Source organism: Mucilaginibacter pocheonensis, from assembly GCF_031456535.1.
In the GTDB taxonomy this organism is placed as follows: Bacteria; Bacteroidota; Bacteroidia; order Sphingobacteriales; family Sphingobacteriaceae; genus Mucilaginibacter; species Mucilaginibacter pocheonensis.
This window is the reverse complement of record NZ_JAVDUU010000001.1, coordinates 641,346-667,005: the sequence shown is the minus strand read 5'-3', so window position 1 is coordinate 667,005 and position 25,660 is coordinate 641,346. Positions and strand designations below refer to the sequence as shown.

Below are 25,660 nucleotides of genomic sequence, written 5' to 3'. Positions count from 1 at the left end.
TTATTTTTTTAGTTTAAGCTTTTTCCAAATGTATTCGCCTACCTGCCTGCCCTGCACGGCTCCCTGATCAACACTGTTGCGGTAATGGATACCACCATAAAAGCGACTGATAGAGGTTTCATCAGATGCTTTTAAAAAGGAATCAAAATGGCGTTGCATGCCTATATATCTCAGGTCGCTGGTGTCCTGATAAGCAAAGTTATCACCAAATATATGGGTCAATATAACAGCCGAGGCCCCACTTATATCGCTGTGCCCGCTCGGAAACTCGGGGAAAGGAGGTGTTTGCAGCATAGGTAGCCAGTTTGCATCTATTTTATCATTAATAACCGTTACCGGCCTTATGTAATTCAAATCGTATTTCACTTGCCAGCCGCAAATAAATGCATCAAAAAGAGCTATTGAGGTAAGCGCGTAAACCTGCGCGGTTTTTACTACATCGGCATGGGTTTGCTTACAAGCAATGGCAGCAATACCAATCCAATGCCCTCCCGGGGTGATCTTTTTATTGGCAAACATAACGTGCCCGCTATGCTGGATAACAAAAGGGTTATCATCCCAAAATTTTGCTATATCCTTTTGTTCCTGGGTAAGGCTTTTACTTTGCTGATAAACCTCCATGTTTTGTTTAAAATAAGCGCTGTTCTTATCTTCACTGAATGGCGGAGGAGCAGGCAGCGGGAAATTGGTTGAAGTGTCAACTGCAAAGGTGTGCATAGTGCCCCAGCAAAACTCTACGCCATCAAGGTAGTCGGGAGGGGTTGGATGCCACTGCCCGGGATTATCATTCCCTAAAAATCTCGGTTTGCCACGGGTTTGCGGATAATTATCAGTAGCGCTGCGTTTTAATATATATTTACCAATTTGTTCGCCAAAGGCAACCGACCGCGCATAGGTAGAATCGTCAAGATTATCCTGATAACTGGCAAATACCTTGTCTTCATATTTTTTAAGTGTATCAACAGAAAAAGTAACCTTGTGGGCTACCGTAAAAAAGGCTTTGGTTGCTGCCAATGTATAATTATAAGATTTATTTGGCTGAGGCTTTGGCGGCTCTCCAAAACCCCGCAGCTGTGTTGTTATTGAATTATAGTCGGGATTGGCGTAACGTATGGCTTCATAAGCGGCTAACGTGGAATAACCATAAATACGGGCAGCTACAGGTGGTGTAAAAACATCATATATGATTACCTGTGTTAATTGGTCAACATTTTGATGTATTACATCCGTATCTTTTATTAGGGCCGCCTTCTTTTCGTGGCTACAGCTAAAAATCAAAAAAACACCTGCAACGGCTAAAAATAGTTTAAAGCACTTCATATATTGTATAGTTAATTAAGCTGTATATTTCTTTGATGTCCATAGCTGTCAGTTACGGTAACTGATGCCATACTGTTTTCAATATTAAAAAATCTGCCCGACTGTGACAAGAAAGAACTGCCATTATAAAATTCCAGCTTGCTTGTTTTCCCATTTTTATATTTTATAGTAGCAAATACATCCAAAGGCTGCAGGTTAATAGTTTTTACCGGTCTTTTTAATTCAAATAATTTCATTGCCCCGCGGTTTTGAGTAGCAGCCAGCAAGTAATTGCCCCTGGCTCCTTTTAACTTAACCAAAGCCTTGCCATCGCCGGGGATATAAAGTCCGCCCTGTAGCAGGCTCAAAGGTTTAAAATCCCCTTTGCCATCGCCTTTAAGCACCAATCCGTTAAACGCGTCGTAGCGGCCCGTTGTAACTTCGGTGCCATAATCATTTCCGTTCAGGGCTACATCCAGGTTACCGTCACCATCAAAATCATCAACAGTAATACCACACAATTCAGACAACTGTGCTTCAAGAGGCAGCGGCGTGATAGTGAACCTGCCTTTACCATCATTACGCAGGTAACATGACTGCAGGTAATTAGCCTTTAATCGTAGCGCTCCCTTACGCATTTCGGGCGTTATCAGCGAGTCCATTGTGGCTGTAGCCAATGATCTATAGTTCTGGTACCTGACACGCATACTTATCATTTGTTTTATAATATCATCGCGCCCGTTTACCGGAAATTCGCGCATTACGCCACCCTGATCTTTGAGAAAAACAGACGGAAAAGCGTCATAACTTCCGTTATTATCGAAATCTTTAGCAGTAATGTATATAGGATATTGCTCCGTGGCCTTGTAAAAAGTATTGAGCCCAGTATTCCCAACTATGTAATCAGTATCGCCGTCATGGTCAAAATCGCCTGCTGCAATGGTATTCCACCAGCCCAGTTTATTTTCAACGCCCGTATTGTTGGTTACGTTCTTAAAAATACCTTTATCATTTTCAAAAAAAGTGATGGGCATCCATTCGCCGGTGAGTATCAGATCAGGCCATCCGTCATTATTAAAATCGGTAAAGCTTGCATCGCATACCAGGCCAATATCTTTTAATCCTTTTGCTGCCGTTGGCGATACGTCTGTAAATTTGATCGCCCCGTTTTTACTGTCGTTACGTAAAACAAAACTTGAAACAGGTTTAGGGTAATTCCATGGATCAACACGCCCCGAAACAAAAAGATCAAGCTTACCATCACGGTTAAAATCTGCTGCTTTGACACACAGTTTACTGGTGAAATTTTTTGGCAGGGCATCCGGCTGAAGTTTAAAATTACCTTTGCCATCGTTTAGGTATATTCTATCCTGATAATTTGACGATCCTGGCTCACTTTCAAACCCACCGCTGGCAATATACAGATCTGGATGACCATCGCCATCGGCATCAAATAACAATATACCTTCATCTTTAACCCGCACTTTTGATGCCATATAATCATTATGGGCCGAGGGTGTGTTAACGGTTAATGGTGCTTCATATACTTGTGGCAACAGGTTACGTTGTATAAACTTGCCATCAGCCTGTTGTAATAATACCTGTGCAGGATTTTGTGTGGTGCCGCCAATTACCATATCATCAAAACCGTTACCGTCTACATCGCCTACGGCTACGGCCGGAGTATACTCTGATAGTTTATGAGGTATGAGCTTTTGAATGTTAAAATCGACATAGTCCTTATCCTGATGTTTGTAAGTTATACCTGCCGACCTGGTGATTTCCCTGAACAATGAAGATTTATTAATTGCCGGCTGGGAAAAATTATAATTTTCCTTAGCATCCGCAATATTTACCTTCAGCGTTTGATTAGCCTTTACATTGCGCAAGGTTTGCTTTTTATTATTATCCCACCTGATAACAACCGAATCAAGCCGGTTAACTTTACCCAGCCCGAAGTGAGCTATATTTTGTATGGTTGACAAATAGCCCCGGTACGGTATATTTTCGTATACCTGCTGCTTGCCATGATCATAATAGATGTTGACCCAAGCGCCAATTCCGTCAATATTCTGGTTATTGCCGTGAAATTGTACATGCAAATAATTATTATTGTTCTTATCCTTTTCCCTTATGGTGTTTTTATAGATGAGCGCTTCATCATCAATATTGTTGATGATCATATCCATGGCGCCATCATTGTCAAGATCAGCATAAGCGGCGCCATTTGAAAACGTAGGGAGGTTAAGCCCCCAGCTTTTGGTCACATCCTCAAACTGCAGTCCGTTGGTATTTTTAAACGCGTAATTGGGTATTTTAACAATAGGAATTTGATCAAGCACCTGTTTGGTTGATGCTACGGAATAAGCCTGTTGCCTAAAAGTGATGAAATCATGGTCGGTTACATCACGCGGATAACCGTTGGTTATCACCAGGTCACGAAATCCGTCGTTATCAAAATCGGTAAGCATAGGCCCCCAGCTCCAGTCCGTTTGTCCAACACCGCTTAAAAAAGCCGTTTCGCTAAAAGTAGGTGCACCAATAGAATCGTTCTGCCCCAAACGCGGTCCCTGGTTAATTTGTAAAGTATTGCGGGTATATTGATACTGATACTTATAACGATCAAAGTTTTGAAATATCTGGTAGTTATTAGGGGGCATGAACATCTTTTTCCGGTAATTATCCTCCGGGTTCATGTCAACTTCAAATACATCGGCCAGGCCATCGTTATTCACGTCTTCAATATCCTGACCCATTGAGCTAAAAGCGGTATGCTTAAAGTACTCTTGTGCCCTGTCGGTAAAAGTGCCGTCATGATTGTTTATGTATAAAATATTGTTCGGTAAAAAATCATTGGTAACGTATATATCCTTCCAGCCGTCTTTGTTAATATCAACGATACTGGTGGCATGGCCATATCCTTCAATAGTGATGCCGGCTTGTTTTGATACATTAGTAAACACAGGATGCTTTAGTACAGGATCCCAGGTATTGCGATAGAGCCTGCCCGTACTACGATGGCTGCCATCAGTTATTATTGGCCGGAAAGTACTTTGATTATCAGTTGAGATAGCCTCATTAACTGTCAGGTACATATCCAAATCGCCGTCATTGTCATAATCAAAAAACGAAGCCATAGTGGAGTGCACATTAATATCCAGGCCATACTCCTTGCCCATTTCTTTAAAACGGGGTATCCCATCACTGCCTTTTCCCTGGTTAACATAAAGTAAGTTGGTTCTTTTAACAGAATCTTCCAGTAAAGTATAGCATACATAAATATCGGGTAAGCCATCATTGTTGATATCCACAATGGCCACTCCGCGCCCCCATCCCCCTTTGCCACCCACGCCCGCCTGGGTTGTTACGTCTTCAAATTTCATATCGCCCTTGTTCAGGTATAACCTGTTTGACACGGCGTTGCCAATAAAATAAATATCCTGTAATCCGTCATTATTAAAATCACCAATGCCTACACCGCCGCCATTGTAAATATTGAGCATGGTAAGCGGGTTTATCTTCTCGTTTTCAACTATGGTATTGCTAAAAGTGATCCCTGAGTGCGAAGAAGGTATTCTTTCAAAAAGGACAGGCTTTTTGCAGGCAGCTAAAGCAACGGCAAACAAACAAAAACAAGCTATTTTAAACTTCATGAATTTGAACTGTGGGCTATAAAAAAGGTGGAGATAAATATCTCCACCTAAAATTACATTTTTATAAATTATAACAGGTTTAAATTAGTAGCCTTTATTTTGTACTAAAATAGCTTTACCAGCTAATGATTTTGACAAATCAATTTGCGATTGAGGTATAAAGTAATATTCATTTACGCCTTTGGTAAATTTAGCACCACTTAACTGAGAATTGATCCTTACATCGTAAGCGAAGAACGCATTGATCTCAGCTGCCATGCTACCATCACCTGTTGCCGAACCATTAGGTAATCCAGTTGAAGCGCCGTCCCAACGTTGCAGGTCAAAGAAACGCATACCTTCCATAGCCAATTCCAGTTTTCTTTCAAAACGGATTGCCTTGCGAGCATAAGTTTTATCAGCAAATGCGCCAGCAGGATAAGGACTAACCTTATATTTATCAGCTGGTGTCCCGTTCACAGCATAGGTTGAGGAGCCAGGTGCATAAGTGGAGTTTTTGTAAACCCAACCAGCCGGATTAGCCGCCCGTGCCCTAACCAGGTTAACATCAGCTAATGCAGCTGCAGGACTTCCTCCTACTGTGGCTTCAATTTCAGCTTCAGCAGCCATCAACAGAATATCGGCATAACGCATTAGGTTAATGTTATTTGAGGTTAACTGAACATTGTTCCATACGCCTGGGGTATTATCCGAATTAGATCCTTTCTCTGATTGTGAATAAACGTTTTTACGCGGACTGAAAACACCATTTGTAGGATCACGAATCCAACCCGGTGCAGGGTTGCCCCAGTCAAGATAAGGAACATTAGGACGGCCAACTGTAATATCCAACCGAGGGTCTACATTGCCTGTCCATGGAGTGGCGCCATTGCTTACATCTTTACCAACTACATCAAAACTATCAAATAAGGGTAAGCCATTATCATCAGTTTTAAATGAGTTACCTATTGATTGTGATGGGTTAAACCAACCACAGCAACCGCCTGGACCACCATAAGGAAAATTCAGATCGTCACCAGCATTACCATTTTGACCATTAGAACCGTCATTTACCGAATTTTGAGCTGCAAATACAGACTCGGCGCTGTTTTTCTGTGATGCTTCGGGACTAAAGTTTTGCTGAAATATAGGCGTAAGAGCATATTTTTGCCCACGTGCTGTAACACCACTTGAAATTAACTGGTGAAACAGATCCAAGGCATCATTATATTTATGCTCAAACATGTAGGTCTTAGCTAAGTATGCCATGGCTGCCCAGCTGTTTGCACGACCAGCTTGAGGTTGCGTAGCTGGCAAATCTGCCATAGCAGCTTTAAAATCCGCCTCAATCTTAGGGAAAATTTCTGCAGTATTTGGTAGGTTATAATCAGTTGTTGTTTCATCTGCATAAGGCACCTGACCATACATTTTCCTTAGTTCAAGATAGTAAAAGCCACGTAGAAATTTTGCTTCCGCTGTTATTATTTTAGCATCAGCAGCAACCAGATCTTTGGCTAAAGGGATTGTACGCAATACGTCGTTTGCACGGGCGACACCATCAAATAACAAAGTGTACCTATCTCTTACATAACTATTAGATGTATTTGCAGTGAAATTACCTACTGGCAATGCATCCTGCCCACCATCTGATGGTTGTGAACCTTTATAAGCGTCACCCGCTGCTATACTACCAAACATCCAGTTAGAGCCTGATGCGTTTGAGCCTCCACCAATACCACCCACTCCATCAAGCAGTGAATAAGCTCCGATGAGAATGCCATTTACACCGGCCGCATTTGAAACCTGTGATGGTGTTAATTGACCTGGAGGGGTTTGATCCAAAAGGTTCTTTTTACAACTATATGCTAAGCACAGCGCCACTAAAACAAGCGGTACTATGACTTTTAAATGTACTTTTTTCATAATTTTTTTGTTAAAACACTAAAATTAAAATGTTGCCTGTAAACCTATGTTATATCTCTTTTCGTTGGCAGGATAGTTACCGAAGTCGATACCAAAGCTGGTATTATCGCCATCTGAATCATTATTCAATGTTGAATTTTGCAACTCGGGATCTAAACCTGTGTATTTGGTAATTGTAAACAAGTTATTTCCTACTACAAATATCCTAACCTTTGACAAACCAATTTTGCTTAATGTAGAAGCAGGTAGTGTATAACCTATTTGCAAAGATTTCAGCCTCAAGAATGACCCGTTTTCAATGTAGTAAGAGTTAAAGGCACCTGTATTACCAATGTTGGCTTTTCTGGTTAAAATTGGAATGGTTGCATGACTGTTATCAGCTCCAGGGTGCCATGAATCTGTTATGATATTTGCACTTACGTTACCATCAAATACAGCAGGGAAGTTAGTCCAATATTTTACATAGTTGGCAACTTTGTTTCCATAAACACCATACAGGAATGCACTAAAATCAAAGCCTTTATAAGAACCGCCCAAATTTAGGCCGCCTGTAAATTTAGGGTTAGGGTTACCAATAAAGGTACGATCATCGGCGGTAATTTTACCGTCACCGTTAACGTCCTTTAATTTGAGCAAGCCTGGCATGGCACCACTATAGCCTGGAGAACCGTCAACATCAGCCTGGCTTTGGTATAATCCTAATGTTTGATAGCCATAAAATTCACCTACAGGTTGACCAGGTTGTAACCTTACAAAGTTTTGTAAACGGGTTGAACCACCGCTATTAACATCTAAATATGGCTGCCCCTTGTTTAATGACTTAACTAAATTTGAGTAGTGACTAAAATTAAGGCCAACTGTAAATTTAAACTGATTAATGCGACCATTATAATTTACACTCGCATCAAAACCCTTATTCTGTAGATTACCTGCATTTACATAAGGCGGATTTGGAATACCTGCTGGAGTTGGCAATTGCGATTTAAACAATAATCCTGATGTTGTTTTTTTATAATATTCAAACGAAAAGTCTATTGCATTATTAAATATTGTTCCATCAATACCAATATTTAATTCTTTATCAGTTTCCCAGGTAGTTTCTTTATTACCTTTTTGAGTAAGGGAATATCCCAAACCAGCAGATGCACCACTACCATTAATGTCATAATATTGAGTTCCCGGTCCCGCTGTATATAAATCATAAGCATTGTACGGCTGAGTTGCTACACCGCTCAAAGAACCTAATGAACCGTAACCACCACGCAATTTCAAGTCATTGATCCAACTAACACCCTTCAAAAAGTCCTCTTTCGATAATCTCCAACCTAAGGTTACTGACGGAAATGTTCCATAACGACGACCTGGAGCAAAGTAAGAAGAACCATCACGACGAATAGTACTGCTAAATAAGTATTTATCATCAAAAGCGTAATCTAAACGTGCAAAATAAGATTGGATAGTATTTGAGAAGAATACGTTATAGTCAAGAAAATTATTGGTATTTGTTTGACCAGAAGGAGAACCGGTATTCAATTGTATATAAGTGGGGTCTGTTATATTATAATTCCCTCTGCCAGCTTGTACCTGCCGTCCGTAGTTGTTAATTGACTCCTCACCTAATAATACTTTGATGCTATGTTTCCCAAATTGTTGATTATAGTTTACAGTATTGGTCCAGGTGTAATTACTTCTATATCCTGAAATTTCCTGATAAGAATTGGCACCGGTATTTCCTTCCGCGTTTTCATAAGGCGTGGGATTGAAATAACGGTTGTAATAATTATCGACAGTACCACCAAATTGAGTGCGTGCAGTAAAATGTTTCAGAAAGTCAACTTCTCCGAAAACATTACCCTGAATTTGCCAGTTCTGGTTATTACCTCTTAGCTTTGTATTGGCCAGGCTACGCTGTGCTATTGCATAAGGATTTGAAGAATTACTTAAGCTGGTTGATCTTGAACCTGCATAATTACCTTTAATATCATAAATCGGAATTATTGGAGGCTCACGGTAAATATATGAAACCAGGTTACCTTCATTCTGGTTAGTCAACTGTGGGTTGTTCTTGTTAAATAAATATGCATTCTCACCAACACGTACGTGGTCACCCAAATTAAAGTTGGTATTGATCCTTGTTGAATAGCGTTTCTCATATGTGCTAATCAAAGTACCTTGTTGATTAAGATATCCGACAGACATCAGGTAGGTTGACTTATCGTTACCTCCACTGGCCGTAATATTATGTATAGTTGTGGGAGCGGGTTTAAATATCTCATGAAACCAATCTGTACCTTGTTTATTAGCCATGGTTACTTGATTACCCACTCCAGTAAGTGGATTTAAAGTATAGTCAGCAAGTGTCGTACCCGGGTCACCAACATGTGCACCTGCAGGAGAAATGAAATCAGGAATTGTCCATGTTCCGGTTCCTTGAGGGTCAAATTGCTTATGAGGGTTACCGTTAATACCTCCGCCTATTTTACCATCATTTTTGTATGATTCAAATTCGGCTTGCATGTATGTTTTAGTGTCAGCCAGTTTAAAACCATCCTTTAATGGCCGGGTAGTACCATAAAAACCATCATAGGTAATAGTTGCCTTACCTGATTTACCTTTTTTAGTTGTAACCACAACTACACCATTTGAACCACGCACACCGTAAATAGATGCTGAACCGGCGTCCTTTAACACCTGAACAGATTCAATGTCGTTTACGTTGATATCATCCAGTTTACCGGGAGTACCATCAATAATAACAAGCGGTTGTGTACTGAAAATGGAACCCACACCACGGATATTAACTGAAGTTGCAGCACCTGGCTGACCGGAGTTAGTAACTGTAACACCTGATGCTTGCCCTTGCAGCAATGATGAAGTGTTACCAGCCGGAACAGTTTTCATGGTGGTAACGTTAACAATAGCTACTGAACCGGTAATGTCCTTTTTACGTTGAGAACCGTAACCGGTAACAACCACTTCGTTCAGTGAATTGTTGCCCGCGCGCAGGGTGATCCTGAGGTTTACGTCATTGCCTACGGTTACCTCGGTCGTTTGGTAACCAATATAGGAAACTACCAATGTATTACCCGGGCTAAGGCTTAATGTAAAATCGCCGTTAACATCTGTTATAGCACCGGTGGTTGTACCTTTGATGCGTACCGACGCACCAACAACGGGTAACTTGTCATCGCTTCCGATAACTTTACCCTTGTACTTTGTTTGGGCTGTAACTACCAACGAAGAGATCAGGCAGCATAATAGCACGCCCAGAAACCTTCCTTTTAGGAGTAAACTTTTAAACATGAGATTGAGATTTAGTTGATTAATATATTTGATTTAAGATTGTAAGTCGATAATTGATATTTTAAGTTTGTAAACGGACTATAAAGTATTTCGGAATGAGTTGGTTGCAGAGCGCAAAGAAGCCGGAACTGTTGCTTTTATCACACAGACCTTTGTAATTTGAAGACTTGAAAATGAATGAATGTAAAAGTTTAATCATATGATCTTCCTGTAACAAATTTTAAACTTATTCTTCGTCTCGCCGGATTTTAACGTGCTTTCGAAAAAGAAACATTAAATCCTTAAATGTTATAATAATATTAGATTATGTATAGTTTCTGACGTTCCAGAAATTTATAATGGCTTTGGAACTAATGTAAACAGAGTGTATTGTTTACACAAGGAAAAGTACAGATTTGCAAATTAATTATTAGTAAATCATTATAGCAGGCAAACATTATAAATTGTTCAATTTTTATTAATAAATTGTTAACAAAAGGCCTTTTTTTATAAAAATATAGCAATGTAAAAATATTGATACTACAGATAATGTATCCTGAAAATTCGACCACAAACAATAATAATTGGCGATATCGATTGGAAAACATTTTTTTTAAACCAAGATAAGCGCTAATTTTTCTTGCCGGATGATTCATTTTTAGTGTTAAAATATCATTACAATTAGTCAGTAATGTCATCATAACATTTATTATTTTTATCATTAATAACTGTAATACAAACATTTATAAATAATACTTTTAAATAATAAGCGTTAACCATACAATTATTATCGCCGCAGAAATTATTCACTTCTTGAACAAAGGCTGGTAAAAAAAGAGCGCCGGTATTTAATACCGGCGCTCTTTTTTTTGACTTTAATAACTTTTTGGACCATTTATTTACCCCACTCCACCGAAGCGCTGTGTGTGTCATTTGAGTTTGTTCCTATCTGTATAATGAATTTCCCGGGCTCCCAATCATATTTAAGCTGGCTGTTATAAAACTTCAATTGATCCGGGGTAATGTTAAACGATACCTCCTTTTGTTCGCCGGGCTGCAGGCTTATTTTTTTAAAGCTTTTTAGTTCCTTAACCGACCGGCTAATGCTGGCTACCGGATCGCTGATGTACAGCTGTACCACCTCTTCGCCTGCGTATTTACCCGTGTTTGATACGGTAACCGTAGCAGTGAGGGTTTCATTACCTTTTAGCTTTGTCTTGTTAAGCTTAACATCGCTGTAACTAAAAGTGGTATAACTCAACCCATAGCCAAACGGATAAAGCGGATCATTTGAAATATCAAGATAATTTGATTTAAATTTTGACGGCCCTTTACCATCATATGGCCTGCCGGTGTTTTTATGGTTATAATAAATTGGTATTTGCCCTACGCTGCGCGGAAAGGTAGCGGTAATTTTCCCGGCAGGATTATAATCGCCAAACAGAACGTCGGCTATGGCGTTACCTGCTTCAGTACCGGGTGCCCAAACGTCTAATATAGCATTCGCGTGCTCATCTTCCCAGGTTAATGTCAACGGCCTGCCATTGAACAGCACAATAACCAGCGGTTTACCCAATTTGGCCAGCTCTTTCAACATATTTTTCTGACTTTCAGGAATGTCAATATCCGACCGGCTTGATGACTCGCCAGACATGCTTTGCGATTCGCCCACCACAGCTACGATCACATCTGATTTTTTTGCGGCATCAACCGCTTCTTTCAATAACTCGTCAGCAGGTTTGGGATCAACAGTTACCATTTGCTGGCCAAAAAAGTTTAGTCTGTTTATAAACGAGCTATCTTCGGTAATGTTGGCGCCTTTGGCATAGTTAATTGTAACACCACTGCCGGCCACGTTTTTAATACCCTGCATTACACTGATTGATTTTTCCCATTCACCGGCTACCACCCATGTGCCAAGCATATCGCGCTGATTGTTGGCCAGCGGCCCAACCAACGCTATAGAACCGGTTTTTTTAAGCGGCAATGTTTGCGCGCTATTTTTCAACAGCACAAAAGAATGTTTACTGATATTTCTTGCTTCGCTGCGATTTTCCGGCGTTAGCACATCCTTTGATTCACGCGTTGCATCTATTGATTTATAAGGATTCGCAAAAAGGCCCAGCTTGTATTTAGCCTCCAGTACGCGACGACAAGCCTGATCAATTTCCTGTTTGGTTACCTTGCCTTCTGCAAGGGATTTTTTTAGCGTGGTTAAAAAGCCTTCGCCCACCATATCCATATCCAGTCCGGCTTTTAAGGCCAGTGCCGATACCGTTTGCAGATCGCCAAGTCCATGAGCCTCCATTTCGTTAACTGCAGTATAATCAGACACCACGAAGCCTTTAAAGCCCCATTGTTTACGCAATACGTCGGTTAGTAACCATTGATTGCCCGTAGCTGGTACTCCATCAATAGTATTAAAGGAGCTCATGAAACTGCCTGCACCGGCGTCAACAGCAGCTTTATAAGGCGGCAGATAATCCTGGTACATTTTAATGCGGCTCATATCAACGGTATTGTATTCCCTGCCGGCTTCGGCACCACCATATAAGGCAAAGTGCTTTACGCAGGCCATTACCGCATCGGCGTTTTTCATGCTGCTGCCCTGGTAGCCCTCAATCATTGCCCTGGCCACCTGACCGCCATACCAGGGATCCTCGCCCGATCCTTCTGATATGCGTCCCCAGCGGGCATCACGCGCAATATCAACCATTGGCGAGTATACCCAGTTAAGCCCCTCGGCAGTTGCCTCTTTTGCCGCAATTTGTGCTGAACGCCTGATCAGCCCCATATCCCAGGAGGCGGATAATCCCAACGGAATAGGGAAAATGGTACGGTGCCCGTGTATTACATCAAGCCCAAAAATAAGCGGTATATGCAGTCTTGTACTTTTTACAGCCAGGTCCTGTACCTCTTTTACATGATCGGCCCCCCAAATACCAAACACGCCGCCTATAGCGCCTTTTTTAATTTTATCTTCAACCCCCTTATTTACCACCGACCCTGTTGTTGCCGCGCCTATAGTTACCAGGTTAAGCTGTCCTATTTTTTCGTCAATGGTCATCTTACTCATCAGGCCATTAACAAAAGCGTTCATTTTGGTATCCTCAGTTTTGGTTTGGGCCGCTATCTTATTAAAAGGCAGCAACGCAACAAAACACAGCGGGATAACCTTGTTAATAATCCGGCGCGAAAAATACTTTTTCATTTTTTTAATTTAGATATATTGGAAATGGATAAACAACTATGGACATAATAAAAGCTAAGCAACTGTACGTTACCCACTTATTTTATGAAAATTCACTGCTTGTAATTGGCTAAAATAAACAACAAATCTTTGTGTATAAAGTACACAATTGTAATTATTATAATTAAATAATCAAAGTATTTTTGTACAATAGCACAAATGTTAACAAAAAAACAACTTATTGAATTTAGTGATGAGGCCCGCAAAAACTATCTCGATCATATTTCTATTGATTGTGTGGTTTTTGGGTTTCATGAGGGCCAGATGAAGGTGTTGCTGTTACAACCTCACGACGAAAAAAAATGGTTACTCCCGGGTGGTTTTGTAATGAAACGCGAACCCATTGAACAAGCGGCCAACCGCATATTAAAAGAACGTACCGGGCTTGATAAAATATTTTTACAGCAATTTTATGTTTTTGGCGATCCCGACCGTGCCAAATTTCACAGCGATTTGTATAAAGATACGTTGCCCGATCATGAAAACTGGTTTTCAAACCGTTTTTTATCAATAGGCTATTATGCGCTGGTTGATTTTTTCGGGGTTGTTCCACAACCTGATCAGTTCTCTGAAACGTGCACCTGGCGCGATCTGGATGATATGCCCGAACTACTGCTTGATCATGAACAGATATTTAAAACCGCGTTGGATGCCCTCAGGTTGCAGTTAAACCATCAGCCAATTGGTTATAACCTGATGCCGCGGGAGTTTACTATGCCTGAGCTGCAAAAGCTGTACGAAGCCATATTAGGTAAAAAACTCGACCGGCGTAACTTTCAACGCCGTATATTGGGTTTTGGCATATTGAACCGGGCAGAACAACCACGCAAAGGCGGCGCTCATAAAGCCCCTTACTTATATTCCTTTGATCTGGAAAATTACCAGAATGCCTTAACCGAAGGCTTTAGAGGCGGTTGGTAGTTGAGCAATCTTATTCTTAAGATCTTACTCAACTACATATTCCAGTTTTACCTGTATATGCAGGTCCTCGTTCATTTTAGCAAACTGCCTGGGGTTACGCGTAAAATCAGCATCGGTATCCATATACATATTAATTATCTTAACAGGCTCAGGGTGTTTATCAGTACCTATGTTATAAATCAGGCCACTATCACTTTCCAGGCGCTGTTTTAATTCCAGGTATTGTTTGCCTGTTATCATGATCATTCTTTCTGCAGTCATTGGTTTAATTTCGTTAGTAAATAATCGTGCAAGGTTTTTAGGGCAGGCGGTTTAACTTTATATGTTAAACTCACTTATTTAGCCAGTTTGCTCTCCTGCCTGTCTTGTTTATTATATTTACCTCAAATATAACTCATATTAATGCTTAACCTTAAAAAATTACTTGCAATAACATTATTATTTGCTGGTGGCAAATCATATTGCCAGGTTAGTTTGCCCATTGCTGTTAATCTGCAAAATACTTATTTAAAAAAAACCAGGACCCCAGGCGGGGCTCCCGGCAAAAATTACTGGCAAAACACTGCTGATTACCATATTAAAGTAGATTTTAACCCCCAAACCCTGAACCTTACCGGAACGGTATCTATTGATTATACCAACAATAGTCCTGATACACTTAACAGGATACAGTTTAAACTATACCCCAACTTATATAAAAAAGGCGTGATCCGCGATATGCCGGTATCAGCAAAAGACCTTACGGATGGCGTACTCATTCAATCAATGAGTATTAATAACCAGTTACAGGACAGTTCCAAACGCAAAATTGACGGCACAAATATGACGGTGTATGTGCAACCTGTATTGCCAAAACAAAAAATTCATTTTGATATTACTTATGCGTACACGCTTAATAAAACATCGCATATACGCACCGGGCAAATTGATTCGGGCGCATTCTTTATTGCTTACTTTTTTCCGCGGATAGCTGTTTATGATGATATTGATGGCTGGAATGAATATCCTTATTTGGGCTCGCAGGAGTTTTACAATGACTTTTGTCATTTTAATGCCGAGATCACCGTTCCTGGCAATTACCAGGTTTGGGCAACCGGAAACCTCAAAAATATTGATGAGGTGTATCAACCCAAATACACTAAACTGATAGATCAGGCCGGTATTAATGATAAAGTGACCGACATTATTACCGAAGCCGATTTAAAGACAGGCAACATCACTCGTAACAGCTCGGCAAATACTTGGAAGTTTGAAGCCGACAGCGTTACCGATCTTGCTTTTGCTCTCAGTAACCACTACATCTGGAAGGCATCAAGTTTAGTGGTAGATCCTAAAACCCACCGGCGTACCCGTGTTGACGCGGTTTTTAATCCAATACATAAAGACTACTTTGAAGTGGTAAATTATGCACGAAAAACGGTAGAAACCATGAGTTACCGGTTCCCGAAATGGCCGTACCCCTACCCGCATGAAACCGTGTTTGATGGTCTTGACCAAATGGAATACCCCATGATGGTAAATGACAATCCGCTTGAAAATACCGCAGAAGCCATTGAACTTACCGATCATGAAATATTCCATACCATGTTCCCTTTTTATATGGGCACTAATGAAACCAAATATGGCTGGATGGACGAAGGCTGGGCCACTATTGGCGAATGGCTTATCAGCCCGGTTATCGACTCAAAAATTATTGACACTTACGGTGTGGGCCCTACAGAAAACAGCGCGGGCATTGAACAGGATGCCCCTATCATGACGCTTACTCCGCAACTCACCGGCGTAGCCAAATTTACCGATAGTTACCCCAAACCGGCCCTGGCCTATCTATATATAAAAGATATGCTGGGCGATGAATTGTTTACCAAAGCATTACACTATTACATTGGCCAATGGCATGGCAAACACCCCATGCCGTATGATTTTTTTAACTGCATAAATACCGGTTCGGGCATTAACCTCAACTGGTTTTGGAAAAAATGGTTTTTTGATGATGGCGTGCCCGATCTGGCTATCAGCAAAGTGGTCAATCAACAGCAAAAATATACGGTTACAATTACCAGCATTGGCACCAAGCCGGTTCCTTTAAATTTAACAGTATACTATCATGACGGCAGCAAACAACTGGTTCATCAAAGCATTTCCTGCTGGGCAAAAGGCAACAAAACCACTACCATTGGTTTTAACGCCACTAAACCGGTAAAACAAATGATACTGGGCACCACTTATGATCCGGATGTGGATAAGAGTAATAATATCTGGAAACCCTGACAGCCAGGGAAAGCCGGCAATAGAAGTGACCCATACAATGCGTCATTACTGAGAGGTAAAAAATTATTTAACGAAGCTATTTTAGAATTCGTGGGCTTTGGGTTAGCCGGTGTGGTAATAACGCCGACCACAGGCTTAATTTTTACATATTATTAAACCTGTGATAAAAATTTAAGTCATAATTGCCTAACTACAACCCAAACTATCATGAGACTACCACTAATCATCACAGCGGCTTGTTGCTTAATTTTAAATTCTTGCAGCAAGTACCAGCTTAATGTTATCAGCAGTACAACTGGTAAGGCCCCAAACCAGGAAACGGGCAATTATGAATTTGAGAACGATTCTGTTCGGTTCTCCTATTCTTTTTATGGTCCAGATGCGCCCGTTACGGTACAAATATTCAATAAACTCAATGAGCCATTATATATCGACTGGCAAAAATCAGCCCTGGTGATAGGTGACAGAGCTGTTAGTTATGTACCTGACAATATAAAACTGAATGGAAATATTTCTGCGGATTCCTATACTTACTCAGGCAATAATAACACCAATAGTATAATCAATCCCACGTATACCAATGGCAATATTAACGCGACCGCTAATTTACCAAAGACCACTACATTTTTACCGCCGCATACCCAAAGCACCAATAACAGTGTGCACCTTACCAACGGGTTCTTAAACGTGCCTGATAGTACTTTCCATAAAACACACATGATAGTGTATTCCCGGGATACAGTGGCGTTGACCAAAGTTAAAACAGCAATTTTTACAGCAGAGAATTCACCACTCGCTTTCAAAAGCTATATTACTACTTATACACTGACAGATAATAAAATGACACCGGCCGCATATGAACATAAATTTTTTGTTTCGCGTACGCTAAATACCGGTAATAACCCTAAGCATCTAAAAGAATTTAATCAGCACCGTGGCGATTATTTTATAAACTCTAAAACAACTGGCTACGGAAAAACGATGGCTATTGTAGGTGCAGCTACCGTTGTAGGTGCAGCAGGAGCTCTCAGTGATTCTCAAAACGCTAAAAGCAAATAAAAATATTTACTCAGCCTGTAGTTGGTATAATCACCATGCCACAATGAGATTTAGGACTGGCTTTAACCTAGAAGCCGGTCCTAAATCAATTTAACTTGATTGTTTAATTACTTTTCCCGACATTTATAAAATATTACTATGTACATACATAAATACATAGTAAATTCGTTAGATCAATAAAACAAGTATAAACCAAGTAAAATTTAACACGAATGGATTTTTTAGATGCCATATTTAAACAGTTTACAGGCTTTTTTGGCTTTGGTCATTTAATGGAGATCATTAAATCAGGCGACTATGATAAGCTGCTTACTTATCAGGGCTTTACTGCTGTGCTTATTCCAATCATGCCTTTTTTATTAGTGATTGAAATTATTCGTGCCGCGTTTTATAAACGGTTTAAGGTTATCCACTATAAGCTACCTTTCTTTTCCTATGTTTTAAATGCTTTTATAGGCCGGGTAATTGCCATCGCCATGGTTGGCATTTGTATTGGTTTATTTGAAAAATATGCCATTTTTAAACTTTCCTTTACCTGGTACTGGTTTATTTATGGTTATATTGTTTGGGAGTTTGGCCACTTTATATATCACTATCTGGGTCATAAGGTAAGGCTATTCTGGTGCCTGCACTCTACCCATCACGCGCCGGAAAGTATGAACCTTTCGGTAAGCTACGCGCATTTCTTTTTAGAAGGCCCCTATGCCGATTTCATCCGCACTACGGTTTGTATCCTGTTAGGCGTCCCTCCGGCCATGTTATTTGTAATTATGTTTATTGACGGCTTTTGGGGCGGCATGATCCATATTGGCGAAAACCTGGTTCATGACGGCAGGCTTGGCTTTTTAAACAATATTATACTTACGCCATCGCACCACAGGGTGCACCATGCCAAAAATCCGCTTTATATGGATACTAATTTTTGTAACCTGCTTAATATCTGGGACAAAGTATTTGGCACCTATCAGCCCGAAGACCGAACTATTCCAATTGAATATGGCATTAGCCGCCCTATGATAAAAAATAGTTTTGTGGACGCTTATTTTGGTGAGATAGTAGCCCTGGCGAAGGATGTATACAAAGCACCCGGTTTAAAAAATAAATTCCTGTATTTAGTAATGCCTCCGGGATGGAGCCATACCGGCGACCATAAGATGACCACCGTAGTAAAAAAGAAATATTTTGAAGAATTGCAGCAAAACGGCACATCTTTAAAAAGCGATAATAATGATATAGCTGAACCTCAAAGCGGCAGCCCTGTAATGTCATAACCAGGGTTCAGTTTTTGCAAAGTAGTTTGCTTTTAATTAAAATAGCATTACTTTCATTACTATTAATGAGCAATTCTATATTTAAATTAAACGGCAGGGTTTGGATAGAAACCGGTGGCCAAAAAATACTTGGCCATGGGCGGGTTGAACTGCTTGAACGTATACAGGCGTCAGGCTCCATCAGGCAGGCTGCTTTGCAAATGAAAATGTCATATAAACAGGCATGGGACCTTGTAAACCATATGAATGATCATTTTGGCCAGCCCTTGGTAATTTCCCAGCGCGGGGGTAAGGGAGGTGGCAATGCTATAGTAACCGAACATGGTTTAAAAATAATCGGACAATTTCGGGTGCTGCAGCAAAAGCTACAGGAGTTTTTAGAGGAAAACACGCAAAATTTAACACTTTAGGGCTCAAAAAAAGTTAAATTTTCATAAAATAGTTTCAAAAACGCCTCGATTTTTGCTTTTAAATTGCAAATCATCGTTATATAAAAAAATATAACATAAACCTGTCACTGATAAAAACCTCCACTTTTAATTATCACTTTTTCAGTTTTTCTTTTCCTATTTCGCTCCGGATCAAAAGCGCAGGAGGCCGGTGTTTCAAAACATATTTTACAGCTCGGTACGGGGGCCATTAACCAGCCGTAGGCCGGTAATCTCTTATAATATTGGTTCTCCTTCGTGCTCCTTCCCTTCTGTAGCATAATTGATACGTACCATGCTAACATTGTATAATACGTGGAGAAAATATTATATGAAACCAACCGAATTAGCATGGATATTTGACTTTATATAAGCCTGACAACTGGAATATTCCATTAAAAATGATACAAAAATGGCCTCCAAGCTATTTTTATGAGTATTGCTGATGTATTCAGTTGATTTATGCTATGTACAGTTTTTATATTTTTTTATCATACCATTATAACCCAATGAATAAGTATTTAGCAAGCGCCGCTGTAATAGCCTTATCGCTCACCGCGGTTAACGTAGCCCGGGCACAATACCCGCGCATCCCTCCCGCGGTACAGGCCAAATCCGATTCGGCGCTTGACGAGGCCAAGAAACGTTCTGATATAGCCTGGCAAAAAGCCCTGCCCATTATTGAACGCGACGAAAAGAACGGCAAACCCTATGTGCCCTGGGCAAATAAACCTTCAGATCTGCCACAGGCCAAAATTCCCGCGTTTCCCGGTGCCGAAGGCGGCGGTATGTACACTTCGGGCGGTCGCGGGGGCAGGGTGTTTGTAGTGACCAGCCTGGCCGATCATGGCCCGGGTACCCTGCGCGAGGCCTGCGAACAGGGCGGCGCGCGTATTATCGTATTCAATGTATCGGGTATTATAAAGTTGACCGAACCTATCAGCATCCGTGCCCCTTATATTACTATTGAAGGGCAATCGGCGCCGGGCAATGGCATTTGCGTAGCCGGCGAATCGGTTTGGATTGATACACACGACGTGGTGATCCGTTTTGTGCGCTTCCGCCGCGGCGCTACCGATGTGGCCCGTCGTGACGATGCCCTGGGCGGCAACCCTGTTGGCAATATCATTATTGATCATGTTTCGGCAAGCTGGGGATTAGATGAAAACATGTCTATATACCGGCACGTGTATGACCGTAAAGGCGCAAAACAGGAAAAAATGGCTACCGTGAACATCACCATTCAGAATTCTATTTTCTCTGAAGCGCTTGACACCTATAACCATGCTTTTGGCAGCACCATTGGCGGGCATAACAGTACTTTTATGCGTAACCTGTGGGCAAATAATATTGCCCGTAACCCATCAGTGGGAATGAACGAGGACTTTGGTTTCTTTAACAACGTTGTATTTAACTGGTGGAACCGCAGTGCCGACGGCGGCGACAACACCTCGTTTTTCAACTTTATTAATAACTATTACAAACCAGGTCCTATTACGCCAATGAACCAGCCTATCGGTCACCGTTTCCTGAAACCGGAAGCCGGCCGCGACCCTGCCCACAAAGGCTATTATGGCAAAGTGTATGTAAGTGGCAACATTATGGAGGGCAACGAAAAGGTAACTAAAAACAATTGGGATGGCGGCGTACAGATTGGAGATATGCCCGATGCCGGCCGCTATACCGACAGCATAAGGTCAGATAAACCCTTCCCTATCAAAAACAAGGTAACCATTATACCCACAAAAGAAGCTTATAATTATGTATTAGCCAATGTAGGTTGTTCATTACCCAAACGCGACCCGGTTGATGAGCGTATTGTAGAAGATGTGCGCACCGGCAAGATCAAATATACCGAAGGTGGGAAATTACACCTGGGCGCTCAATACGTTAAGGAACGGCTTCCCGATTCATACAAACAGGGCATCATCAGCGATATTAGCCAGGTAGGCGGTTATCCTGAATACAGCGGCACCCCTTATAAAGACAGCGACAACGACGGCATCCCTGATGCTTATGAAACCAGGCATGGACTTGATCCGCATAGTGCTGCTGATTCGCCTAAAATTGCCGCCAATAGCGGCGGGTACAGCAATATTGAGGTTTATTTAAACAGCCTTGTTCCTTTAAAAGTAGTAGTACCAACAGCGAAATAATCTTTTTTGTTCATAATTATAATTGGTTGAGCCTGCTCCGGTTACCGGGCAGGCTTTTTTATTTCAAAAGCTGAGCCCAGCAGGGCGAAGAAGATCCTTCGCTATCGCTCAGGATGACAAGCTTTTATATTTTACAACGCACGCTTTGTCATGCTGAACGGAGTGAAGCATCTTCTTCAACTACCCATCCCTCCTAACAGCTAATAAAACTATTTCAGCAAAGGATCTTTTTCCTTTGCAAAAACCTTATAAACCATTTTATCCAGAAACGCAGGTAAAAACTTACTAAGGGCTACGGTGAGTTTGCCCTGTCCTGTCATAATGAGGGTGCGTGAACGGTTTTCAATGCCATCGGCTATAATTTGAGCTACTTCATCGCTGGTCATCATTTTAGCTTCGTCCATTGAGCTTTCGCCTTGCTGGCTGCCGTCCTTTGCCAATGCGGTGTTGCGTATGTTTGACGCCGTAAAACCCGGGCAGGCTGTTAATACATGCACGCCGGTTTTCAAGTTTTCAACCCGTAATGAATCCAAAAAACCATTCATCGCGAATTTTGACGCTGAATAGCCCGTGCGACCGGGCAAGCCTTTATATCCGGCTATGGACGAGACCCCCACAATGCTGCCTTTGGTTTTTATAATTTCGGGCAGGGCGTATTTGGTACAGTATACGGTGCCCCAAAAGTTAACATCCATCAGGTTTTTCAGCACTTTTAAATCAACATCATTGAACAGCGCCCGCATAGACAGACCCGCGTTGTTGATCAGCACGTGAATTTTGCCAAAAGTGGTAAGTGTTTGTTTAATCAGGTGCTCACAATCTGCTTCAACGGCAACATCGCATTGCACAGCCAGCGCCCTGATGTTATAGTGTTTTTCAAGATCCCGCGCCAACTCGCAAAGAGTAACATACTGGCGGGCAGCCAAAACAACATGGGCCCCGCGTTTGGCACATTCAATGGCAAGTGACCTGCCAATGCCTGATGACGCGCCCGTAATAATAATGATCTTGTTATTTAACTTCATACGATGAAGGGTATAGCTGCGGTATGCCCTCCATTTTTATTTCGGGCATCTTAAATAAGTATTTAGTGGCGAAGATAATCATAGCGCCATAAAATTCCCTGATATAAGTAAAGCTAAATTTAGCCCTGCCCTTTGTATTAAAGTTGATGATATAAGTTTTGGGGAAATAGTAGTTTTTAAACCCGGACAGCCTGATGCGATAAGAAAGATCAATATCATACCCATAAACATGGAAACGCTCATCAAGCGCGCCGGTACGGTTAAGGGCTTCTTTTCTGAACAGCATAAAGGCGCCATTCAGCACATCGGTTTCAGAGGTTTGAAACTCCTCTACCCAGTCTTTACGCTGCATATCGGTTAACCGCGACTTTGAAAAGTACTTCGCCATACCAGTCAGCTTAAAGAATATTGCCCAGGGCCTTGTAAAACCGTGTTTTGACTCTTTCAAAAACCGTCCCTCGGGTGTTATCATGCGTACGCCCAGCCCACCGGCATCGGTATGCATGTCCATAAACTCCAGGGCCTTCTCAATCGTCTTTTTGCCTGTAATAGTATCCGCACTGACCATTAAAACATACTCTCCGGTAACATGGCTCATGGCCTGGTTATATGCTTTGGCAATGCCATTGTTACGGGTATTGGCTATTACGTTCACATCCGGAAACTCATCCTTAAGCATAGTCAGCGATCTGTCGGCCGACCCGTTATCAACCACAAAAATCTCGCTATTGATATCCTGGGCGGCCCTTACAACAGAGTTGAGCGCTAACCTGAGCATATCACAAGTATTGTAATTAATAATAACGACCGATAACTTCATATTTACTTAGTCAGTGAGTTTTCATACGGAACACGTGTAGCGATAGACCGTCCTAAGGTGATCTCATCTACGTACTCCAATTCACCTCCAAAAGCTATGCCACGAGCAATGGTTGATATGGTAATGTTAAAGTTTTTTACTCTTTTATGAAGATAGAACAGCGTGGTGTCACCTTCCATAGTGGCACTGAGGGCAAAAATAAGCTCTTTGGTTTCGTTGGCCTTCAATCTTTCCACTAAAGTATCCACCTGCAGATCAGAGGGGCCTATGCCATCCATTGGCGATATGAGGCCGCCCAGCACATGGTATACGCCGTTGTACTGGTTAGTATTTTCAATGGCCATTACGTCGCGGGTGTCTTCAACTACACAGATGGTACTGCGGTCGCGCTTGTGCGAAGTGCATATTTCACAAACCTGCTGATCGGCTATGTTATGGCAAACTTCACAAAACCTGATCTCGTTACGCAGCTTGCTTATGGCGCCGCTAAAGCGGTCAACTTCCTGCTTGTCCTGGTTCAGTAAATGCAGCACCAGGCGCAGGGCGGTTTTTTGTCCTACACCCGGCAGTTTGGCAAACTCCATCACAGCATTCTCCAGCAATTTGGACGAAAAATTCATAGCACGAAGTTAATGAATAGTACGGAAAGTTTGGATATATGCCGGGGCGGTTTAACCAACAAGCCCCCGGTGCAGCGGGGGCTTGTTGAAAGATCATTCTATCTTAACGGATGAAACAACATCGTTGGCTGTGGGCGAAAGATTGGGAAAATGCGGAGTATCGGCATTTAGCTGCCATGATGTACCCTGAAATTTATCCTCGCTATACATGGTTACCTTCCATCCTACGGGTACGCTCGCCGAAGAAGCCCAGTCATCAGCAAAGCCAAATTTTTGTAACTGCGCTAAAGTGTAGCTCCCTTTGGGTATGGGTTTGGTACTTGCGCCCCCGTATAAAGTATTGGCATAAAAAGTTACTCCCGGCGGGAACAAAGGAACATTTTCAGGAAATAACTGCATAAAAGTTACCAGGCTGCTGGCCTCGTATGATTGGATGTACCCAGTTGGGCAGCTTACGGCATAATTACGATAAGTAAGGTTTCGGGCCCTGTCGCGGTTTAGCCAGCCGGTGGTAATGTTACCCTTAATCCAGCTTAAATATTGTGTTTGCCCTCCCTCGTTGATCAGTTGCATCATATAATCGGCAAAGATGGCTTTCATTACGCCTTGCTCATTAAAGTCGCCCTCTGCAGGCAATATACCATCGGTACATAAATTATTTTTTACATAATCAGCATATCTTTTGGCGTCTTCCAGATACGCGCTATTGTTTGATTGCTTGTAGAGTGCATAAGCCGCTCCGATAGCGGTACCGGCGTTATAAGTGTAGGCCTGGCCGCCCGGCGGGTTGCTCCCAATTTTATTATCATAAACCTGCCCTGTAGCAGTATTGGTGAGGTTGGCTTTTGACCAGGCATAAATAGATTGTGCTTTAGTTAAATACGTTTGATCGCCGGTTATTTTATATAAGCGCATAGCCGCTATAACAGTAGGGAAGTTTATACATGAATTTTTACCGCTATGGTTAAAATCCCAAAACATACCACCATCAACCGGGTCGTAAGAGCCGGCCCAAACATGATCAAATCCGGCCTGGGCTTTTTGCAGGTAGGCGGCGTTGCCGGTAAGTTGGTTGGCACGGGCCAACGCCATAATCCACCACATCATATCGTCATAAATAAACCAGGTGGTGGTATTGTTCCAGTTATAACCATCGTACTGGTTAAAGCCACCCTGGTACATGGCGTTTACAAAAGCAAGCTGCGCCGGTTGTTTTGTGCGGTTATAAGCATCCATAGCCATGTCCCAGTAAATAGCCTGCGTCCATATAGCAGCTATACCATCCTTGTTGGTAGTGCTGTAGTATAAATTAGTATTTGGATTTAAACATGCCGCGTTAAAGGACGAATAAGCCAGCTCGGCAAGATCATTGTTGGATGGAGAGGAAGTTTTTAACGCTAATGGTATATTACCAGCGGTATTTGCAGTTGTTGGCGGCGTATACTTTGCTTTACTGCAGCTCAGCAAAGCGATGCACGACCCCAAAATAACAAAAACGAAAAATTTTTGTATGCTCATAAATTTAGGCATTAAGGTTTAACTATAGGTTTATTGTATGACAATTATAAGGCGAAGAAATACATTAATTGAAATTAAACCCGATAAAAAAATCGTTAACCCGCTTATTAACCCCCTTATTAACCGTCATTTAAAAGCTATTTGCTGTATAAAACAAATATTATTGCTGCTGGTCAAATAATAAA

At 41.6% G+C, this 25,660-nt stretch carries 16 protein-coding genes; 6 read left to right on the top strand and 10 right to left on the bottom strand.

All coding sequences use genetic code 11. From position 1 onward, the window contains the following. The 5 genes from J2W55_RS02830 to bglX all read right to left on the bottom strand — a co-directional run bounded on the left by J2W55_RS02830 (nt 1) and on the right by bglX (nt 13,347). Entirely contained in the window at nt 1-1,320 is a 1,320-nt protein-coding gene (locus J2W55_RS02830; RefSeq protein WP_310091692.1) for a vanadium-dependent haloperoxidase, read from the bottom strand. A gap of 11 nt (nt 1,321-1,331) precedes the next feature. Further along, nucleotides 1,332-4,952, bottom strand: a complete 3,621-nt coding sequence (locus tag J2W55_RS02825) for a VCBS repeat-containing protein (RefSeq protein ID WP_310091689.1) — start codon at nt 4,950-4,952, stop codon at nt 1,332-1,334. Between the two features lie 84 nt (nt 4,953-5,036). Continuing rightward, a complete protein-coding gene (locus J2W55_RS02820; protein WP_310091687.1) occupies nt 5,037-6,854 on the bottom strand; it encodes a RagB/SusD family nutrient uptake outer membrane protein in 1,818 nt (605 codons plus the stop codon). 24 nt (nt 6,855-6,878) lie between these two features. Further along, a complete protein-coding gene (locus J2W55_RS02815) occupies nt 6,879-10,157 on the bottom strand; it encodes a SusC/RagA family TonB-linked outer membrane protein (RefSeq protein WP_310091684.1) in 3,279 nt (1,092 codons plus the stop codon). 874 nt (nt 10,158-11,031) lie between these two features. Further along, nucleotides 11,032-13,347: a beta-glucosidase BglX gene (bglX, locus tag J2W55_RS02810; RefSeq protein WP_310091681.1), complete on the bottom strand. Its 2,316-nt coding sequence runs from the start codon at nt 13,345-13,347 to the stop codon at nt 11,032-11,034. A gap of 198 nt (nt 13,348-13,545) precedes the next feature. Here bglX and J2W55_RS02805 point away from each other — a divergent pair, with 198 nt between their 5' ends. After that, nucleotides 13,546-14,307 carry an NUDIX hydrolase gene (locus tag J2W55_RS02805; RefSeq protein WP_310091678.1) on the top strand — a complete coding sequence of 254 codons (762 nt, stop codon included), beginning with the start codon at nt 13,546-13,548 and terminating at the stop codon, nt 14,305-14,307. 24 nt (nt 14,308-14,331) lie between these two features. Here the strand turns inward: J2W55_RS02805 and J2W55_RS02800 are convergent, their stop codons facing one another. Next, nucleotides 14,332-14,568, bottom strand: a complete 237-nt coding sequence (locus tag J2W55_RS02800; RefSeq protein ID WP_310091676.1) for a hypothetical protein — start codon at nt 14,566-14,568, stop codon at nt 14,332-14,334. A gap of 141 nt (nt 14,569-14,709) precedes the next feature. Between J2W55_RS02800 and J2W55_RS02795 the strand changes: the two genes are divergently transcribed. The 5 genes from J2W55_RS02795 to J2W55_RS02775 all read left to right on the top strand — a co-directional run bounded on the left by J2W55_RS02795 (nt 14,710) and on the right by J2W55_RS02775 (nt 21,492). Further along, nucleotides 14,710-16,578, top strand: coding sequence for a M1 family metallopeptidase (locus J2W55_RS02795; protein ID WP_310091673.1), 1,869 nt, complete (start codon nt 14,710-14,712; stop codon nt 16,576-16,578). Between the two features lie 207 nt (nt 16,579-16,785). Then, nucleotides 16,786-17,637: a hypothetical protein gene (locus J2W55_RS02790; RefSeq protein ID WP_310091669.1), complete on the top strand. Its 852-nt coding sequence runs from the start codon at nt 16,786-16,788 to the stop codon at nt 17,635-17,637. Nucleotides 17,638-17,849: 212 nt separating this feature from the next. Next, nucleotides 17,850-18,908, top strand: coding sequence for a sterol desaturase family protein (locus tag J2W55_RS02785; protein WP_310091667.1), 1,059 nt, complete (start codon nt 17,850-17,852; stop codon nt 18,906-18,908). Nucleotides 18,909-18,973: 65 nt separating this feature from the next. Then, the gene (locus J2W55_RS02780; RefSeq protein WP_310091664.1) at nt 18,974-19,318 is read left to right on the top strand and encodes a winged helix-turn-helix domain-containing protein; all 345 of its coding nucleotides are present in this window, start codon (nt 18,974-18,976) and stop codon (nt 19,316-19,318) included. Between the two features lie 527 nt (nt 19,319-19,845). Beyond that, nucleotides 19,846-21,492: a pectate lyase family protein gene (locus J2W55_RS02775; RefSeq protein WP_310091661.1), complete on the top strand. Its 1,647-nt coding sequence runs from the start codon at nt 19,846-19,848 to the stop codon at nt 21,490-21,492. Nucleotides 21,493-21,701: 209 nt separating this feature from the next. Here J2W55_RS02775 and J2W55_RS02770 read toward each other — a convergent pair whose 3' ends face one another. The 4 genes from J2W55_RS02770 to J2W55_RS02755 all read right to left on the bottom strand — a co-directional run bounded on the left by J2W55_RS02770 (nt 21,702) and on the right by J2W55_RS02755 (nt 25,475). Beyond that, nucleotides 21,702-22,517: an SDR family oxidoreductase gene (locus J2W55_RS02770; RefSeq protein WP_310091658.1), complete on the bottom strand. Its 816-nt coding sequence runs from the start codon at nt 22,515-22,517 to the stop codon at nt 21,702-21,704. Next, on the bottom strand, nt 22,504-23,337 hold the full coding sequence (locus J2W55_RS02765) for a glycosyltransferase family 2 protein (RefSeq protein WP_310091656.1): 834 nt from the start codon (nt 23,335-23,337) through the stop codon (nt 22,504-22,506). Before J2W55_RS02765 ends, J2W55_RS02770 begins: the two co-directional genes overlap by 14 nt. A 2-nt stretch (nt 23,338-23,339) precedes the next feature. Continuing rightward, on the bottom strand, nt 23,340-23,957 hold the full coding sequence (gene recR, locus J2W55_RS02760; protein ID WP_310091654.1) for a recombination mediator RecR: 618 nt from the start codon (nt 23,955-23,957) through the stop codon (nt 23,340-23,342). A 93-nt stretch (nt 23,958-24,050) separates the two neighbouring features. Beyond that, nucleotides 24,051-25,475 carry a glycoside hydrolase family 76 protein gene (locus J2W55_RS02755; RefSeq protein ID WP_310091652.1) on the bottom strand — a complete coding sequence of 475 codons (1,425 nt, stop codon included), beginning with the start codon at nt 25,473-25,475 and terminating at the stop codon, nt 24,051-24,053. Between the last annotated feature and the right edge of the window lie 185 nt (nt 25,476-25,660).